This window comes from Streptomyces sp. NPDC001220 (assembly GCF_053597895.1).
The window spans coordinates 104673-122239 of sequence record NZ_JBSFJE010000009.1 but is presented as its reverse complement, the minus strand read 5'-3'; the positions used below and the strand labels follow the sequence as shown (position 1 = coordinate 122239).

At 71.2% G+C, this 17567-nt stretch carries 15 protein-coding genes and 1 pseudogene; 13 read left to right on the top strand and 3 right to left on the bottom strand.

Annotated elements, in window-relative coordinates; all coding sequences use genetic code 11:
• Positions 1 to 318: 318 nt before the first annotated feature.
• Positions 319 to 1581 carry a hypothetical protein gene (locus ACWDGI_RS22345; protein ID WP_450761575.1) on the top strand — a complete coding sequence of 421 codons (1263 nt, stop codon included), beginning with the start codon at positions 319 to 321 and terminating at the stop codon, positions 1579 to 1581.
• 46 nt (positions 1582 to 1627) lie between these two features.
• Here ACWDGI_RS22345 and ACWDGI_RS22340 read toward each other — a convergent pair whose 3' ends face one another.
• A complete protein-coding gene (locus tag ACWDGI_RS22340; protein ID WP_450761573.1) occupies positions 1628 to 2608 on the bottom strand; it encodes an ATP-binding protein in 981 nt (326 codons plus the stop codon).
• A gap of 101 nt (positions 2609 to 2709) precedes the next feature.
• On the opposite strand from ACWDGI_RS22340, the gene ACWDGI_RS22335 reads away from it, so the two are divergent.
• Positions 2710 to 3534, top strand: coding sequence for an oxidoreductase (locus ACWDGI_RS22335; protein ID WP_450761571.1), 825 nt, complete (start codon positions 2710 to 2712; stop codon positions 3532 to 3534).
• A 399-nt stretch (positions 3535 to 3933) separates the two neighbouring features.
• On the opposite strand, the gene ACWDGI_RS22330 is transcribed toward ACWDGI_RS22335, so the two are convergent.
• Positions 3934 to 4758, bottom strand: coding sequence for an HAD family hydrolase (locus ACWDGI_RS22330; RefSeq protein ID WP_450761569.1), 825 nt, complete (start codon positions 4756 to 4758; stop codon positions 3934 to 3936).
• Positions 4759 to 5342: 584 nt separating this feature from the next.
• On the opposite strand from ACWDGI_RS22330, the gene ssd reads away from it, so the two are divergent.
• The 7 genes and pseudogenes from ssd to ACWDGI_RS22295 form a co-directional block, all read left to right on the top strand.
• On the top strand, positions 5343 to 6437 hold the full coding sequence (gene ssd, locus ACWDGI_RS22325; protein ID WP_450761567.1) for a septum site-determining protein Ssd: 1095 nt from the start codon (positions 5343 to 5345) through the stop codon (positions 6435 to 6437).
• A complete protein-coding gene (locus ACWDGI_RS22320) occupies positions 6434 to 7615 on the top strand; it encodes a TadA family conjugal transfer-associated ATPase (protein WP_450761565.1) in 1182 nt (393 codons plus the stop codon). The genes ssd and ACWDGI_RS22320 overlap by 4 nt, the downstream gene beginning before the upstream one ends.
• 19 nt (positions 7616 to 7634) lie before the next feature.
• Positions 7635 to 8495, top strand: coding sequence for a type II secretion system F family protein (locus ACWDGI_RS22315; RefSeq protein WP_450761563.1), 861 nt, complete (start codon positions 7635 to 7637; stop codon positions 8493 to 8495).
• Positions 8492 to 9271 carry a type II secretion system F family protein gene (locus ACWDGI_RS22310; protein WP_450761561.1) on the top strand — a complete coding sequence of 260 codons (780 nt, stop codon included), beginning with the start codon at positions 8492 to 8494 and terminating at the stop codon, positions 9269 to 9271. Before ACWDGI_RS22315 ends, ACWDGI_RS22310 begins: the two co-directional genes overlap by 4 nt.
• A gap of 63 nt (positions 9272 to 9334) precedes the next feature.
• A complete protein-coding gene (locus ACWDGI_RS22305; protein ID WP_450761559.1) occupies positions 9335 to 9514 on the top strand; it encodes a DUF4244 domain-containing protein in 180 nt (59 codons plus the stop codon).
• 28 nt (positions 9515 to 9542) lie between these two features.
• A complete protein-coding gene (locus tag ACWDGI_RS22300) occupies positions 9543 to 9863 on the top strand; it encodes a TadE family type IV pilus minor pilin (RefSeq protein ID WP_450761557.1) in 321 nt (106 codons plus the stop codon).
• Positions 9860 to 10228, top strand: a pseudogene (locus tag ACWDGI_RS22295) (Rv3654c family TadE-like protein); the annotation flags it as partial. The gene ACWDGI_RS22300 and the pseudogene ACWDGI_RS22295, both read left to right, overlap by 4 nt.
• On the opposite strand, the gene ACWDGI_RS22290 reads toward ACWDGI_RS22295, so the two are convergent.
• Positions 10197 to 12665, bottom strand: a complete 2469-nt coding sequence (locus ACWDGI_RS22290; protein ID WP_450761555.1) for a DEAD/DEAH box helicase — start codon at positions 12663 to 12665, stop codon at positions 10197 to 10199. The pseudogene ACWDGI_RS22295 and the gene ACWDGI_RS22290 sit on opposite strands and share 32 nt — an antisense overlap.
• A gap of 83 nt (positions 12666 to 12748) precedes the next feature.
• On the opposite strand from ACWDGI_RS22290, the gene bldG reads away from it, so the two are divergent.
• The 4 genes from bldG to ACWDGI_RS22270 all read left to right on the top strand — a co-directional run bounded on the left by bldG (position 12749) and on the right by ACWDGI_RS22270 (position 17500).
• Entirely contained in the window at positions 12749 to 13090 is a 342-nt protein-coding gene (bldG, locus tag ACWDGI_RS22285) for an anti-sigma factor antagonist BldG (protein ID WP_010986038.1), read from the top strand.
• 237 nt (positions 13091 to 13327) lie between these two features.
• The gene (locus ACWDGI_RS22280; RefSeq protein WP_450761553.1) at positions 13328 to 13762 is read left to right on the top strand and encodes an ATP-binding protein; all 435 of its coding nucleotides are present in this window, start codon (positions 13328 to 13330) and stop codon (positions 13760 to 13762) included.
• Positions 13763 to 14089: 327 nt separating this feature from the next.
• Complete coding sequence (locus ACWDGI_RS22275) at positions 14090 to 16498, top strand: sodium-translocating pyrophosphatase (RefSeq protein WP_450761551.1); 2409 nt, start codon at positions 14090 to 14092, stop codon at positions 16496 to 16498.
• Positions 16499 to 16891: 393 nt separating this feature from the next.
• Complete coding sequence (locus tag ACWDGI_RS22270; RefSeq protein ID WP_450761549.1) at positions 16892 to 17500, top strand: small secreted protein; 609 nt, start codon at positions 16892 to 16894, stop codon at positions 17498 to 17500.
• Positions 17501 to 17567 lie beyond the last annotated feature (67 nt).

Sequence of the window (17567 nt, the reverse complement as noted above, 5' to 3'; positions counted from 1 at the left end):
GCGCGGTCGCGGAACAGGGGGGACCCCTCGCCGGCGGGCTGGGGCTTGGTCGCGGCCGTGGGTCACGGCGTGCAGTGGCGGGATGAATCAACACTCGGTAAACGAATCGTAATGCAGAGTAAAGGTCAGGCATGGATTTTCTGCGCAAATGGGGCACCTCTTCACCTCCATGGGTGAAGTGAGCAGTTCATCGGCTTGTCGTATTAATCCCTCTCTCGGTCCTATGCGACCTTGGCGGCGCTGTCGGCACATACCCGGCACACCGCCATAAAACGCCGTGATCGGCGTTTGCCGAGAGAAGGAAGAAGGTGGGCGGAATTGGCCGCCACCCAGAGGATCGCCGTCGGCGCCGTGGCCGCCGCGGCATGTGCCGCGTCGCTGGCGGGTTGCGCGACCGGCACCAACACGAAAGAAGGGGCGTCCGGGCCGCAGAAGGGAGCACCGGCGCCCCAGAGCATGGTCCGTCTGATCGGCGACGGTTCCACCGCGTACACCGGGGCGCAGCCCCATCTGCCCCGGCCGGAGAAGCTCCAGCCGGGCGAGAAGCCCCCGCAGTTCGTGGTGTTCTCCTGGGACGGCGCGGGCGAGGACAGCCAGAAGCTGTTCTCGCACTTCCGCAAGGTCTCCAAGGAGAACAACGCGACCATGACGTACTTCCTCAGCGGCGTCTACATGCTGCCCGAGGAGAAACGTGACCTGTACCGGCCCCCGCAGCACTCGCCCGGCCGCTCCGAGATCGGCTTCAACGACGAGCAGGGCATCTCCGACACCGTCAAGCAGCTGAGGCTGGCCTGGCTGGAGGGCAACGAGATCGGCACCCACTTCAACGGGCACTTCTGCGGCCCCGACGGGGGTGTCGGTGAGTGGTCGGTGGCGGAGTGGAAGAGCGAGATCGCCCAGGCCAAGCAGTTCGTGAAGAACTGGAAGACCAACACGGGCATGAAGAACGCCGCACCGCTGCCCTTCGACTACGACAAGGAGCTCATCGGCGCCCGCACCCCCTGCCTCGAGGGGCAGAAGAACTTCATGAAGGCGGCGAGCCAGCTGGGCTTCCGCTACGACACCAGCGGCGTCAACGACCAGGTCTGGCCCAAGAGGAAGGAAGGGCTGTGGGACCTGTCGATGCAGCTCGTCCCCTTCCCCGGGCACTCCTTCGAGCAGCTGACCATGGACTACAACTTCATGGTCAACCAGTCCGGCACCTCGACCCAGGGCGACCCCGACAAGTACGACTACTGGGGCGACCAGATGCGTGACGGGCTGATCCAGGGCTTCAACCGGGCCTACAACGGCAACCGTGCACCGCTCGTCATCGGCAACCACTTCGAGTCCTGGAACGGCGGCACCTACATGCGGGCCATCGACGAGGTCGTCGAGAACGTCTGCAACAAGCCCGAGGTGCGCTGTGTCTCCTTCCACCAGCTGGCCGACTGGCTGGACGCCCAGGACCCGCAGGTCCTGGCGAGGCTGCGCACCCTGAACGTGGGCGAGGCCCCGCGGCAGGGCTGGGCGTCCTTCCTCTCCGGCCGCCCCGCCCCGGCACCGAAGGGGGTGCCCGGGGCGCCGGCGGTCAAGCAGTAGGCGGCGGGCGGGAGTCGGCGCCCCGTCGGCGGAGAGCCCACCTCCGTCAGACGGGCGCCGCCACTCCCTCGCCGAGCACGAAGCCGGGGTCGATCTGTGCCGTCAGGTCGGCCCCGGTGCGCTCGTTGCCCCACGACTGGGCGTTCTTCAGGTGGAAGTGGACCATCTGCCGGGTGTAGCGCTCCCAGTCCCGCAGCTCGTACGTCGCGTCGGCGGCGACCTTGAGAGCGCGCAGGGCGCGGGAGTTGTCGTCCTCCAGGAGCTCGAACCGGGGCGGGCGGCCCTTCTCCATGGCGCGCACCCAGTCCGAGTGCCCGACCGTGACCAGCAGGTCGTCCCCGACCTCCGCGCGGAGGAAGTCGATGTCGTCCTGCCCCTGCACCTTGTTGCCGACGACCTTCAGCACGACGCCGAAGTCCCGGGCGTACTCCTTGTACTGGCGATAGACGGAGACCCCCTTCCGGGTCGGCTCGGCGACGAGGAACGTGATGTCGAAACGGGTGAACATGCCGGAGGCGAAAGAGTCCGAACCCGCCGTCATGTCGACCACGACGTACTCGTCGGGGCCGTCGACGAGGTGGTTCAGGAACAGCTCGACCGCTCCCGTCTTGGAGTGGTAGCAGGAGACTCCCAGGTCCGCGTCCGTGAAGGACCCGGTGACCATCAAACGGACGGCGCCGCCGTCGAGTTCCACCGGGCGCGCACAGGCGTCGTACACCGGATTGGGTTCCCGTACCCGGACCAGCCGCGAGCCCTCGCCGGGCGGAGTGGTCTTGATCATCGTCGCGGCGGAGGCGATGCGCGGGTTGTTGCCGCGCAGGTAGTCCTTGATCACGGAGAGCCGCTCGCCCATCGCGGGCAGTGCCGCCGATTCCCGCTCGTCGAGACCGAGCGCGGGGCCAAGGTGCTGGTTGATGTCGGCGTCGACGGCGACGACCGGCGCGCCGGCGGCCGCGAGATGGCGGATGAACAGGGAGGAGAGCGTGGTCTTGCCGCTGCCGCCCTTCCCGACGAAAGCAATTTTCATGTTCACGAAGAGTAGTCGGTTGATAGCTGTACGTGTCAGGCGAAGTGAAGAAGACCACTCCTTCGTGGAGTGGCGGGCCGCAGGTGCGTAGGGTCGTACTCATGAGTACGACACGTGCGACCGCCGATCCGCTCGCGGCCCTGGGCTCGCTGCCCGGTGTGGCCGAGTCCGTGGAGTCCGTGCGCAAGGCCGTGGACCGGGTCTACGGGCACCGGGTCATGCGGCGCCGCAGCAACGCCGTCACGTCCGAGGCCGCCCTGCGTGGCGCCCGGGGCAGTGCGGCGCTGTCCGGCGCCGACTGGGCGCTGGAGGAGGTCCGGCGGCGCTCCGACTTCGGTGTCGACGACGACGCGCGCGTGGTGGGCGCGGCCCTGCGGCTGACCGCCGAGGCGGGCCAGCTGCTGTCCATCTGGCGGCAGTCGCCGCTGCGTGTACTGGCCCGGCTGCATCTGGTGGCGGCCGCGACCGGGGACGACGAGGTGGGCCGGCCGCGCCGGGCCGGTGAAGGCGTCGACGAGCCGCTGATCGAGCTGCCGCTGCCGGACGCCGACGAGGTGTCGGGACGCCTCGACGGGCTCGCCGAGCTGATCATCGCGGGAAGTTCCGCGCCGGCGCTGGTGACGGCCGCCGTGGTGCACGGCGAGCTGCTCGCGCTGCGGCCCTTCACCTCGCACAACGGGCTGGTCGCGCGCGCCGCCGAGCGGATCGTGCTGATCGGCAGTGGCCTCGACCCCAAGTCGATCTGTCCCGCCGAGGTCGGCCATGCCGAGCTGGGGCGCGCCTCGTATCTGGCGGCCCTGGACGGTTATGTCTCGGGCACCCCGGACGGTATGGCGGCCTGGATCGCGCACTGCGGCCGCGCGGTCGAGCTGGGTGTCCGGGAGTCGACCGCGGTCTGCGAGGCGCTGCAGCGCGGCGCGGCGTAGAGGTCACGGGCGGCCGCGAAGGCTGCCTGAACGGGTTGCGGCGGTACGAGTTCTCGTACCGCCGCTGGCATGTTCACCGGGTTACCAAGCGTCCTCGAAATGTCGCCCATCAGGTCGGGAACTTTGCCCGTCACCTGGTGCGGCTGGCCCGTAATCGACGGGTCGACGTCGCGTGGGTGCTCGGTGTCCATGCGGGGTCCGTGGGGCCAAATGCGTTTGAAAAGGTGATCCTCTCGGATGTCCTTCGGTCTCGCGGGCCGCTAACCCCTTTGTACTGCAAGCCCGGAGCAAGCGGAACCCCTGCCTGCAGTTCTTTACTTTTGACTTCAAATACGCACTAAGGGGCGGAAAAAGGACATAGAGCCGCTGAACGGGTGAAAGAGGGGCTGGTGTGCCGGTTCAGGCAACCGAGTTCCGGCGCCTGCTCGCGTACCAGACCAGGCCCGCGGTGGCGGCCGCCGCTCCTATCGCGGCCGCGGCGACCAGGGCCGGGCGCGGGGGCGCGGAGATCCGCTGCTTGAGCCGGACCGGGCGGTGGAAGTCCAGGATCGGCCAGCCGCGCCCGAGCGCCTCGCGGCGCAGCGCCCGGTCCGGGTTCACGGCGTGCGGGTGCCCGACGGCCCGGAGCATCGGCAGGTCGGTCGCCGAGTCGCTGTACGCGTAGCAGCGGTCGAGGTCGTACCCCTCGGAGGCGGCCAGTTCCCGGACCGCCTCGGCCTTCGTCGGACCGTAGGCGTAGTACTCCACCTCGCCCGTGTAGCAGCCGTCGTCACCGACGACCATGCGGGTGGCCACCACCCGGTCGGCGCCCAGCAGTTCGCCGATCGGCTCGACCACCTCGGCGCCCGAGGTGGAGACGATGACGACGTCCCGGCCGGCCCGGTGATGGGCCTCGATGAGGGACGCGGCCTCGTCGTAGATGATCGGGTCGATCAGGTCGTGCAGGGTCTCGGCGACGATCTCCTTGACCTGCTGGACATTCCAGCCACGGACCAGACCGGACAGGTACGCGCGGGTGCGCTCCATCTGGTCGTGGTCCATGCCGCCGACCAGGAACACGAACTGGGAGTACGCGTTGCGCAGCGCCGCCCTGCGGTTGATCAGACCGCCTTGGTAGAACGACTTGCTGAAGGTGAGGGTGCTCGACTTCGCAATGACCGTCTTGTCCAGGTCAAAGAAGGCCGCTGTGCGGGGCAAGGAGTGGTTTTCCACAGCCCCGAGCATAGGCGCCCACCATTCGGCGTAAGGTGGGGCGCGTGGGTTTGCCTGAGAGGGCTCTCGGGTACACCATGGAAGTCACGGATCGTTCGCGACCGTGCTAACCCGGTCCGGCTCCTCCCCCCCCCCGAGTCGGCCGTGGAGACGACCCCCACTCTCCCCCCCGGTGGGGGTCGTCGCATGTCCGGACGGGTTTTTCCTCTCTTCTCCGGGTCCTGAGACCTTGGTCGGCGGCTGCGGCCGCCCCTTTCGCATACCCAGGATCCGTCACACTGTGTAGTCGCAGCGCTGCGCTGTGGAAGTCGCACAGAGCCCAGAACGGGCCTCACCGGTATGGGTGACAGCGATATTCACAACCATCGAGTTGTCCACAGTTTTGGACCAAGATCCACACGTTTTCCGGGTTCGCTGCACCGTGATTCCAGCGCGCTCCGGCGGCGGCGAGTTCATGGCCGGTTCCGATTGTCGGGCGCCAATGGCCGGTTTCTGTCGGCCGTGCATATGGAGGCCGCTTGCCGGTTCTTCACACGTATGGGAATCGCGTGGCCCCGGAGGCCGCGCGCAAGAACGCAGCCAAGGGGGAAGCTCACGTGGCCGGAACTGTCACCCACGAACCACCGTCCGCCCCGGGACGACCCGGACGCCCGATGATCGTCACCGAGGACGCCGAACTCCTCGACGACCTGTTGCGCCTGTGCGCGGCAGCCGGCGCCAAACCCGAGGTCCACCACGGGGTACCGGAACGCGGCGGCGGCTGGGAGTCCGCCCCGCTCGTCCTGGTCGGCGACGATGCCGCACGCCGGGTGCGCGGGGCCGCGCGCCGCCGCGGGGTGGTGCTGGTCGGCCAGGACCAGGACGACCCGGACGTGTGGAAACGCGCCGTGGAGATCGGCGCGGACCACGTCCTGATGCTGCCCGACGGCGAGCAGTGGCTCGTGGACCGGATCGCCGACGTCGTCGAGGGTGTGGGCCGCCCGGCCCTCACCGTCGGGGTGATCGGCGGCCGGGGCGGGGCCGGGGCCTCCACGCTGGCCTGCGCGCTCGCCGTCACCTCCGCACGGGAGGGACTGCGCACCCTTCTTGTGGACGCGGATCCACTGGGCGGCGGAATCGACGTACTCCTCGGCGCCGAGACCGCCGAAGGCCTGCGCTGGCCCGCGTTCGCCGCCTCCCGCGGCCGGCTCGGCAGTGGCGCCCTGGAGGAGTCGCTGCCGGAACTCCACTCGCTGCGGATCCTCAGCTGGGACCGCGGCGACAGCGTGGCGATCCCGCCGCCCGCCGTCCGCGCGGTGCTCGCCGCCGTCCGCAGGCGGGGTGGCACGGTCGTCGTCGACCTGCCGCGCCGCCTGGACGACGAGGTCGCCGAGGTCCTCACCCAGCTCGACCTCGCCGTCCTGGTGGTCCCCGCCGAACTCCGTGCGATCGCGGCGGCGGCCCGGGTGGCGGCCACCGTCGGCATGGTCGTGCGCGATCTCCGGGTGGCGGTACGGGGCCCGTACGCGCCGGGACTCGACGACCGCGAGGTGGCCCGGCTGCTCGGCCTGCCGCTGGCCGGAGAGGTGCCCGTCGAACCGGGCCTGTCCCGCCCGAACCGGAAACCGCCCGGGTCCGCCGCCCGCGGACCGCTGGCCCGCTTCTGCAAGGGCTTCTGGGAGCGCACGCTCGTCGAGGCGGGTGGCGTATGAGGCCCGGCACCGCGGGCGCGGACGGCCCGGCACTGCTCGACGGGGTCCGGCGCTGGCTCGCCGAGAGCGGCGCCGAACCGACCCCCGCGCGCGTGGCGCAGGCGCTGCGCGCACAGGGCCGGGTGCTCGGCGACGCCGAGGTCCTCGGCGCGGCCGAGCGACTGCGCTCCGAACTGGTCGGCAGCGGTCCCCTGGAACCCCTGCTCGCCGACCCCACGGTCACCGACGTCCTGGTGTCCGCCCCGGACCGGGTCTGGGTGGACCGCGGCGGCGGCCTGGAACTGACCCCCGTCGCCTTCGCGGATGCGGCGGCCGTACGACGACTCGCGCAGCGGCTGGCCGCGGTGGCCGGCCGGCGCCTGGACGACGCCCGGCCCTGGGCGGACGCCCGGCTGCCCGACGGCACCCGCCTGCACGCGGTGCTGCCCCCGGTGGCGGTCGGCTGCACCTGTCTGTCCCTCAGGGTGGTGCGACCGCGGGCGTTCACGCTCGACGAGCTCGTGGTGGCCGGGACCGTGCCACCGGGCGGCGACCGGATCCTGCGCGCGCTGCTGGCGGCCCGGCTCTCGTTCCTGGTCAGCGGTGGCACCGGCACCGGCAAGACGACCCTGCTGAGCGCGTTGCTCGGTCTGGTGGGCCCGGGGGAACGGATCGTGCTCGCCGAGGACTCGGCGGAACTCAGGCCCGAACACCCGCACGTCGTGCGGCTGGAGACCAGACCGGCCAACCAGGAGGGCGCCGGCCTGGTCACCCTGGAGGACCTGGTCCGCCAGGCGCTGCGGATGCGCCCCGACCGGCTGGTCGTCGGCGAGGTGCGCGGCCCCGAGGTCGTGCACCTGCTGGCCGCGCTCAACACCGGCCACGAGGGCGGCTGCGGCACGGTGCACGCCAACGCGGCCGCGGACGTCCCCGCCCGCCTGGAGGCACTCGGTACGGCCGCCGGGCTCGACCGGGCCGCCCTGCACAGCCAGTTGGCGGCCGCGCTGTCGGTGGTGCTGCACCTAGTCCGGGACCGCACGGGCCGCCGGCGGATCGCCGAGGTGCATGTGCTGGAACGGGATCCCACGGGTCTGGTGCGGACGGTACCGGCACTGCGCTGGGGCGCGGAGGCCTTCGCGCGCGAGTCCGGGTGGGAGCGGCTGCGGGGTCTGCTGCGAAGTGACGCAAGTGATCTGTGAGTTGAAAGGGGTTCATGCGATGGGTGAGACGACGGTGGGCGCGGTCGTGGTGTGCGGCGGAGTCATGGCGTGGCTGCTGGCGGAGCGGCAGCGCGAGGTACGGCGGGCGCGGCTGTTGCTCGCCGGGGGCGGGGCGGTGGCGGCCGGACCACCCTTGTGGGAGCAGACGGCCGGGGAGTTGCGGCGGCTGTGCGGCCGTTGGCGGGGCGAGTGGTGGGCCCTGACCGTCGGCATCGCGCTGGCCCTCGTCGCCGCCTCGGTGCTCCCGCTCCTCGCGGGGGCGGCCGGGGTGCCGGTGCTGCGCCGGCTGCGGCTTGCCCGCCAGGCGGGGCGGGTCCGGCAGGCGCGCGCCGACGCGGTGATCGTGCTCTGCGGGGCGCTCGCCGGTGAGGTGCGCGCGGGACGGCAGCCCGGCGAGGCGCTGCTGCGGGCCGCGCGGGACTCCGCCGGCCTCGGCGAGGCCCAGGCGGCCGTGGTGGCGGCGGCACGCTTCGGCGGGGAGGTGCCGGGCGCGCTCGCGACGGCCGCACGCCAGCCGGGCGCCGACGGCCTGCTGGGCCTCGCGGCGTGCTGGCGGGTGGCCGTCGACCAGGGCGCCGGCCTCGCCGCCGGCCTCGACCGCCTGGAGGCGGCCCTGCGCGCCGAACGGGACCAGCGCGCCGACCTGCGCGCCCAGTTGTCCGGGGCCCGGGCCACCGCGGTGCTGCTCGCCGCGCTGCCCGCCATCGGTCTTCTGCTCGGCTCGGCGATGGGCGCCGACCCGCTGCGCGTACTGCTGCACACCGGGGCCGGCCTGGGCTGCCTGGTCGTCGGAGCGGTGTTCGAGGGCGCGGGGATGTGGTGGGCGGCCCGGATCGTGCGGGGAGCTGAGGCGGCATGAGCGCGGAGGTTGTCCACAGGCTGGGGGTGGCGGTCGCGGTGCTGCTGGTCCTGGGCTGGTCGGCGTGGCTGCTGGAGCGGGCCAGGCGCAGGCGCTGGGCCAGGCGCAGGGTGGCCCAACTGTTGGCCCTGGAGATGCCCGAGCGGCGCTCCGACGTCGCAGGTGCCGTCCGCGGGTGGCTGCCGGCGGCCGGTGTGGTGTGCGGCGGCTGGGTGCTGGCCGGTGGGGTCGTCGGGGCGCTGCTGGGCCTCTGCGTGGCCGTGGGGCTGTGGCGGTGGCAGCGCCGGCATGGAGACGCGGGACGGGCGGCGCAGGCCGAGGCGTCCCGGGCCGCGCGCCAACTCCCGCTCGCCTCCGACCTGCTGGCCGCCTGCATCGCCGCCGGGGCGGGCCCGGTGGTCGCCGCGCAGGCTGTCGGCGAGGCGCTCGGCGGTCCTGTCGGGGAAGGGCTCGCGCGGGGTGCGGCTGAGGTCCGGCTGGGCGGCGAACCGGCGGACGCCTGGCGGCGGTTGGCGGCACTGCCGGGGGCGGCCGCCCTTGCCCGGCTGCTGGAGCGCGCGGACGAGTCGGGGCTGCCGGCGGCCGCCCCGGTCGCCCGGCTCGCCGCGGACGCCCGCGCGGAGTGGGCGAGGAGCGCGACCGCACGGGCGCGGCGGGCGGCCGTGCTGATCTCCGCGCCGGTGGGGCTGTGTTTCCTCCCCGCGTTCATCGCGGTCGGGGTGCTGCCCGTGGTGATCGGGCTGGCGGGCGGGGTGATGCGAGGGGGTGGTGGATGAAAGCGGCGATAACGGGCCGTCAACAGGGACAGATCACCGAATTCGGAATTCAAGGGAGTCGAGATGTACCGGAAGATGCGGAAGTTGCTGCGCAGGGACGCCGGAATGGTCACGTCCGAGTACGCGATGGGGATCATCGCCGCCGTCGGGTTCGCGGCGGTGCTCTATGCGGTCGTGACGAGCGGCCAGGTCAGTGCGGAGCTCCAGGACATCGTGAAACGAGCCCTCAGTGCGCGGATGTGAGCGGGGCCGCGGGGCGGATGGCGGATTCGTGACGGCGGAGGCGGCCGTGGTGCTGCCGGTGCTGGTGGCGTTCACGATGGCGCTGGTGTGGGGGCTGCTCGTGGTGGCCGCCCAGATCCGGTGCGTGGACGCCGCCCGCACCGGGGCGCGGGCCGCCGCGCGGCAGGACGCCGAGGGCGCGGTGGTCGCGGTGACGAAGGCGGCGGCGCCGGGCGGCGCGACGGTGACCGTCGGCCGGGAGGGCGACCAGGTCCGGGTGACGGTGGTGGCGAGGCCGCCGGTGCTGGGAGCGCTGCCGTTCGAGGTGCGGGAGTCGGCGGTGGCGCTGGCGGAGGAGGCGGGGCCGTGAGAGGCCGGTTTTCGGATCGGGGGTCGGCCACCGTCTGGAGCGTCGGCGCGATCGGCGTCCTCTGCGTGGTGTTCGGCGTGGTGCTCGGGCTGGGGCAGGTTGTCGTGGTCCGGCACCGCGCGGCCGGGGGTGCCGACATGGCGGCCCTCGCGGCCGCGGATCACTGGGCCGAGGGGACCCCCGCGGCCTGCGTCCGGGCGGACCGGGTGGCGAGGGCGCAGGGTGCGCGGCTGACGCGGTGCGTGATCGTGGGAGACGTCTCGGATGTGACGGCTGCGTCGGGTGGTGGGCCGTTCGCTGCGGAGGTCCGGGCCAGAGCGGGCCCCGCTGCCGCTAGCCCTCCGCCGGCTTCTCCTCCGGCGCCCCCTTCAGCAGCACACCGAGCAGCCGCACCGCCCCCCGCTTGTGCAACGGATCGTTCCCGTTCCCGCACTTGGGCGACTGGATGCAGGACGGGCACCCGGCCTCGCACTCGCACGCGGCGATCGCCTCCCGGGTGGCGGTGAGCCACGCGCGGGCCGTGTGGAAGGCGCGCTCCGCGAAGCCCGCGCCGCCCGGGTGGCCGTCGTAGACGAAGACCGTCGGCAGCAGCGTGTCGGGGTGCAGGGGGACGGACACGCCGCCGATGTCCCAGCGGTCGCAGGTCGCGAAGAGCGGGAGGAGGCCGATGGAGGCGTGTTCGGCGGCGTGCAGGGCACCGCCGAGGATCTCCGGGGTGATCCGGGCCTCGTCGAGCTGGTCCTCGGTGACGGTCCACCACACCGCGCGGGTGCGCAGCGTCCGGGGCGGGAGGTCGAGTTTCGTCTCGCCCAGCACCTCGCCGGTGATGAGCCGGCGGCGGAGGAAGGAGACCACCTGGTTGGTGACCTCGACGGAGCCGCAGCAGAGGCGGCCGTCGCCCCAGGGGACCTCGACGTCGGTCTCCAGGACGGAGATGGCCGTGGTGTCGCGGGCGACCGTGGAGTAGGGCGGCTCGGCCTGTTCGACCAGCGCGACCGAGTCCTCCAGGTCCAGGGAACGCACCAGGTAGGTGCGGCCCTGGTGCAGGTGGACCGCGCCCTCGTGGACCGTGGAGTGCGCGGCCCCGGCGTCCACCGTGCCGAGCAGCCGCCCCGTGCCCTCCTCGACGACCTGCACCGGGCGCCCGCCCTCGCCGCGGATGTCGGTCAGCTCGGCGGCCCGCTCCCGCCGGGTCCAGTGCCAGGCCTTGGTACGCCGGCGCAGCAGCTTCGCGGCCTCCAGCTGTGGCAGCAGCTCCTCGCAGGCGGGGCCGAACAGGTCGAGGTCGTCGTCGGTGAGCGGGATCTCGGCCGCGGCGGCACACAGATGCGGGGCGAGGACGTACGGGTTGTCGGGGTCGAGGACCGTCGATTCCACCGGTTGGTCGAACAGGGCCTCGGGATGATGGACGAGGAACGTGTCCAGTGGGTCGTCGCGGGCCACCAGGACCGCGAGGGCGCCCTGCCCGGAGCGGCCCGCGCGACCCGCCTGCTGCCACACAGAGGCCCTCGTCCCCGGGTACCCGGCGATCAGTACGGCGTCCAGCCCGGAGACGTCCACACCCAGCTCCAGGGCCGTCGTGGCGGCAAGTCCGAGAAGTTCCCCGGAGTGCAGCGCGCGTTCCAGGGCGCGCCGCTCCTCGGGGAGGTAGCCGCCGCGATAGGCCGCGACACGCCGGGCGAGGGAACGGTCGACCTCGGCCAGCCGTTCCTGCGCGATGAGGGCGATCAGCTCGGCGCCACGCCGGGAGCGCACGAAGGCCACCGACCGCACGCCCTGCACGGCGAGGTCGGTCAGCAGATCGGCGGTCTCGGCGGTGGCGGTACGGCGGACCGGGGCGCCCTTCTCGCCGTGCAGCTCGGTCAGCGGCGGCTCCCAGAGGGCGAAGACCAGCTCGCCGCGCGGGGAGGCGTCCTCGGCGATCTCCACGACCGGCAGGCCGGTGAGACGGCGGGCGGCGACGGCCGGCTCGGCGGCGGTCGCGGAGGCCAGCAGGAAGACCGGGGAGGCGCCGTAGCGGGCGCACAGGCGGCGAAGCCGGCGCAGCACCTGGGCGACGTGCGAGCCGAAGACGCCCCGGTAGGTGTGGCACTCGTCGATGACGACGTACTTCAGCGACTTCAGGAAGGAGGACCAGCGGGCGTGACCGGGAAGTATCCCGCGGTGCAGCATGTCCGGGTTGGTGAGCACGTAGTTGGCGTACTGACGGACCCACTCCCGCTCCTCGTACGGGGTGTCGCCGTCGTACACCGCGGGCCGTACGGCGGTGCCCAGCGGTTGTGAAAGTTCCTTCACCGATCGGCACTGATCCGCCGCCAGTGCCTTGGTGGGCGCCAGGTAGAGGGCGGTGGCACCGCGGCCGTTGGGTGCCTCGGAGCCGTCCAGGAGGGTCGAGAGGACCGGCACGAGATAGGCCAGCGACTTGCCGGAGGCGGTGCCGGTGGCGACCACCACCGAGGCGCCGTCCAGGGCGTGCTCGGCGGCCAGCGCCTGGTGCTCCCAGGGATGATCGATGCCGCACGCCTGCACCGCCGCGACGACCTCCGAGCGAATCCGGTCAGGCCAGACGGCATGCCGACCCGCCCGCGGGGGCAAGTGCTCCGTATGAGTGATGCGCGAAGCCCGGCTCGGCCCGGAGGCGAGCCGGTCCAGGACCGTGCCCGGAGAGAACCCGGACGCGGCCGGACCCGAGGGTCGATCGGATCGGTGATTTATGGCCATCGGGACCGAGTGTGTCACTGGCGTGACGGACAATGGGGCCAAGGCGTCGTGCACGCCTGCCGGTAAGTGATTGAATGCCATCGCGGCTGGCGTACCGTCCCGGGGGCCGCAAGCCGAGGTGTCCCAAGGGGCGACCCGCTCGATAGCAAGGTGCTGGAGGATCCGTGGACCTGTCCCTGTCGACCCGTACCGTCGGCGATCGCACGGTCGTTGAGGTCGGTGGCGAAATCGACGTATATACCGCGCCCAAGCTGCGCGAGCAGCTGGTCGAGCTGGTGAACGACGGGAATTTCCACCTCGTCGTTGACATGGAGGGCGTGGATTTCCTCGACTCCACCGGGCTCGGCGTGCTGGTCGGCGGCCTGAAGCGGGTGCGAGCCCATGAGGGCTCACTGCGCCTGGTCTGCAACCAGGAGCGCATTCTGAAGATCTTCCGAATCACCGGTCTCACCAAGGTGTTCCCGATCCACACCTCGGTGGAGGAAGCGGTGGCGGCCACCGACTGACCCGGGCCGGCCGACGTCTCCCGGACCGCCGATCGGTCCGCGCCGTCCGGTCGGCCTCCGACACGGGCTCGTACAGAGTCGTACGCGGGCCCGTGTCGCCCCCGCCCGCTCGGGCCCGCATGCCCGTGCCGGCAGCCGTACACGGGTCGCAGGCCCGCGACGGACGCAATTCATCGGGGGGCCGGGTTTTCGGCGATCCGGCCCCCTACCGCACGCCTGTAGTTCCGAGGGGGACGTATGGCCACCGTTGAACTCCGCTTCAGCGCGCTGCCCGAGCACGTCCGCACCGCCCGACTGGTGGCGGCGGCGGTGGCACGCAGGGCCGGAGTGGACGAGGCCGTCCTGGACGAGGTCCGGCTGGCCGTCGGCGAGGCCTGTTCCCGTGCTGTCGGTCTGCACCAGAGCGCCGGCATCACCGAGCCGGTGCGGGTGGCGCTGATCGAGGACGAGAAACAGTTCTCCATCGAGGTCGGCGACGAGGCACCCCGTTCCGTTCCCGTCGACCGGGCGACCGGTGCGGCGCCGGACGCGGACGTGGAGGCCGAGGAGGACGAGATGGGCCTCGCGGTCATCAGTGGTCTCGTCGACGACGTCGAGGTCACCGCCGGGGAGCACGGCGGCCTGATCCGCATGACCTGGCCGACCACCCCGCCCGGAGTCGCCCTCACCTGAGAGTCACCCGATCATGAGAAGGGCCCTGCTGAGCAGGGCCCTTCTTGTTATTTTCCTTCGGGTGTCATCCGTTCGCCGAATTCGTGAAAGAATTCACGATCAATGCTCCGGCGGATCGCCCGATAATTTGATCAAGCGCCGAATAGGCCAGTGGTGATCGTCAATGCTTTTAGGGCGTTACTCCTTTCGGGTTCGTCGGCGTGACCTCGATCATTTGCTGAAGAGCACGAGAAGGCCAATTCCGCTTACCGTCCCCTGTTTAGATCACTCGCGGGTACCTAGAATCCGTCCACATCTTGAGCTCAGCCCAAGCGTCAAGGAGGACGAATGGCGGGGCTTTCTACCCCTCATCAGTTGGGTCACCCCACAACCCTGGCGGCCGCGGTCCTGACCGACGACAACCGGGTCCTGGTCGCGGTGATCGCCGTCGTGGCGCTGGCCGCGCTCGTGGTCGCCTGGATCCTGGTGCGCCAGGTACTCGCGGCAGGCGAGGGCACCGACAGCATGAAGAAGATCGCAGCGGCGGTCCAGGAAGGCGCGAACGCCTATCTGGCCCGGCAGTTGCGCACCCTCGGCGTATTCGCCGTCGTGGTGTTCTTCCTGCTCCTGCTGCTGCCCGCGGACGACTGGAATCAACGCGCCGGCCGATCGATCTTCTTCCTGATCGGCGCGGCCTTCTCGGCGGCCACCGGCTATATCGGCATGTGGCTCGCCGTACGCAGCAATGTCCGCGTCGCCGCGGCCGCCCGGGAAGCCACCCCGGCGGAAGGCGAACCGGAAAAGGATCTCACCGCCGTCTCGCACAAAGCCATGAAGATCGCTTTCCGCACGGGCGGCGTGGTCGGCATGTTCACGGTGGGGCTCGGCCTGCTCGGCGCCTCCTGTGTGGTGCTGGTGTACGCGGCCGACGCGCCGAAGGTGCTCGAAGGATTCGGCCTGGGCGCCGCCCTGATCGCCATGTTCATGCGTGTCGGCGGTGGCATCTTCACCAAGGCCGCCGACGTCGGCGCCGACCTGGTCGGCAAGGTCGAACAGGGCATTCCGGAGGACGACCCGCGCAATGCCGCGACCATCGCCGACAACGTGGGCGACAACGTCGGCGACTGCGCTGGCATGGCGGCCGACCTCTTCGAGTCCTACGCGGTGACCCTGGTCGCCGCGCTGATCCTCGGCAAGGCGGCCTTCGGGGACGCGGGTCTCGCGTTCCCGCTCCTGGTACCGGCCATCGGTGTGCTCACCGCGATGATCGGCATCTTCGCGGTGGCCCCGCGTCGCAGCGACCGCAGCGGCATGAGCGCCATCAACCGCGGCTTCTTCATCTCCGCGGTGATCTCGCTCGCGCTGGTCGCGATCGCGGTCTTCGTGTACCTGCCGGGGAAGTACTCGGATCTCAACGGCATCTCCGACGCGGCCATCAGGGCCAAGGACGGCGATCCGCGGATCCTCGCGCTGGTCGCGGTCGCCATCGGCATCCTGCTGGCGGCCGTCATCCAGCAGCTGACCGGCTACTTCACCGAGACCAACCGGCGTCCGGTCATGGACATCGGCAAGTCCTCGCTGACCGGACCGGCCACGGTGGTCCTCGCCGGCATCTCGATCGGCCTCGAATCGGCCGTCTACACCGCCCTGTTGATCGGCCTCGGCGTCTACGGGGCGTTCCTGCTCGGCGGTACGTCGATCATGCTGGCGCTGTTCGCGGTGGCGCTGGCCGGCACCGGCCTGCTCACCACGGTCGGTGTGATCGTCGCCATGGACACCTTCGGTCCGGTCTCCGACAACGCCCAGGGCATCGCCGAGATGTCCGGTGACGTCGAGGGCGCGGGCGCGCAGGTGCTCACCAACCTGGACGCCGTCGGCAACACCACCAAGGCGATCACCAAGGGCATCGCCATCGCCACCGCCGTCCTCGCGGCGTCTGCGCTCTTCGGGTCGTACCGAGACGCGATCACCACGAACGTGCAGGACGTGGGGGCGAAACTGACGGGCCCGGGCGCGCCGTTGACCCTGTCGATGGACATCTCGCAGCCCAACAACCTCGTCGGCCTCATCGCCGGCGCGGCGGTCGTCTTCCTCTTCTCCGGACTCGCCATCAACGCGGTGTCGAGGTCGGCGGGTTCGGTGGTCTACGAGGTGCGGCGGCAGTTCCGCGAGCACCCCGGGATCATGGACTACACGGAGACGCCCGAGTACGGCAAGGTCGTCGACATCTGCACCAAGGACGCCTTGCGCGAGCTGGCCACGCCGGGACTGCTCGCGGTGATGGCGCCCATCTTCATCGGGTTCACGCTCGGCGTCGGAGCCCTCGGCTCCTACCTCGCCGGCGCGATCGGCGCGGGCACCCTGATGGCCGTCTTCCTGGCCAACTCCGGCGGTGCCTGGGACAACGCCAAGAAACTCGTCGAGGACGGTCACCACGGCGGCAAGGGCAGTGAGGCCCACGCCGCCACGGTGATCGGCGACACGGTCGGCGACCCCTTCAAGGACACCGCGGGTCCCGCGATCAACCCGCTGCTCAAGGTCATGAACCTGGTCTCGCTGCTCATCGCACCAGCGGTGATCAAGTTCTCGTACGGCCATGACAAGAGCATCGGCGTCCGGATCCTGATCGCGGTCCTCGCGCTGATCGTGATCGTCGGCTCGGTGTACATCTCCAAGCGACGCGGTATCACCGTCGGCGACGACGAGGACAGCGCGGAGCGCGTGGCCAAGTCGGCCGATCCAGCGGTGGTTTCGTAAGCGGTCTTACGACGGCCACCGGGGCTCCCGCGAGGGGGCCGGGCCAACGGGCGGGCGGATGGCGTGTGCTGACACGCCGTCCGCCCGTTTCGCGTGCCGGGGGTTGCTCGCCGGTTCTCGCACGCGGTCGCCGTACGCGGTCGTACGCGGTCGTACGCGGTCGTACGTGGGTGTACGTGGTGGTGCGCGGTTGTATGTGGTCGTGCGCCGCCGTACGTGCTCGTGGGCGGCCGTGGCGGTCCGGCTCCGGGTGTGCTCGTCGTCTCGTCGTGAGCCTTCTCTCTCTTGGTGCAAATCCATCTAAAAGCGTACTTAATGGATGCTCTCCATGGGGGTGCTCTCCGTGTGCCGTGTAGATTCCGGGGGCCGAGAGCCATTGAAGGGACCTATCCGGTGAACAAGAAGCTCGCGGCCGCACTGTCCGGCGGTGCGGTACTGGTAGTGGCGCTGTCCGGGTGCAGCAGCAACAAGGGCACCGACCCCAAGCTGATCGCCTGGGCCAAGACCGTGTGTGACGCGGTGCCGGCGCAGGACGCGAAGATCAAGGCGGCCAACGCGGCCATCGCGCAGACGGCCTCGGACACCACGAGTTCGCCCGCGACCATCCAGAAGACCGACTCCCAGGCCTTCCAGGACATGTCCGACGGCTACAAGGCGCTCGCCACGGCCATCGGCAGCGCCGGTGCGCCCCCTGGGATCGACGACGGCGCCAGGCGCCAGCAGGACGTGGTCAAGAACCTCAACAGCCTCTCCTCGTCCTACGCCGCCCTGAAGAAGAAGGTCGACGCGCTCCACACCAAGGACCAGGCGAAGTTCGCCTCCGGTCTGCACGACGTCGCCTCCCAGATGGCGGACCTGGAGACGCAGAACAAGAGCGGCACCGCGGCGCTGCAGGCCCTGGAACAGGGCGAGGTCAAGGACGCGATCGCCGAGCAGGCCAGCTGCAAGAAGGTCTCGGTGACGTCGTCGGCTTCGGCGTCGGCCTCGTCGACCGCGAGCTGACGGCAGGGGCCGAGCGCACGGGTCGACAGCCCTCCGGCGCCCCCGGGGCGGTGGGCGCCGATGGGGC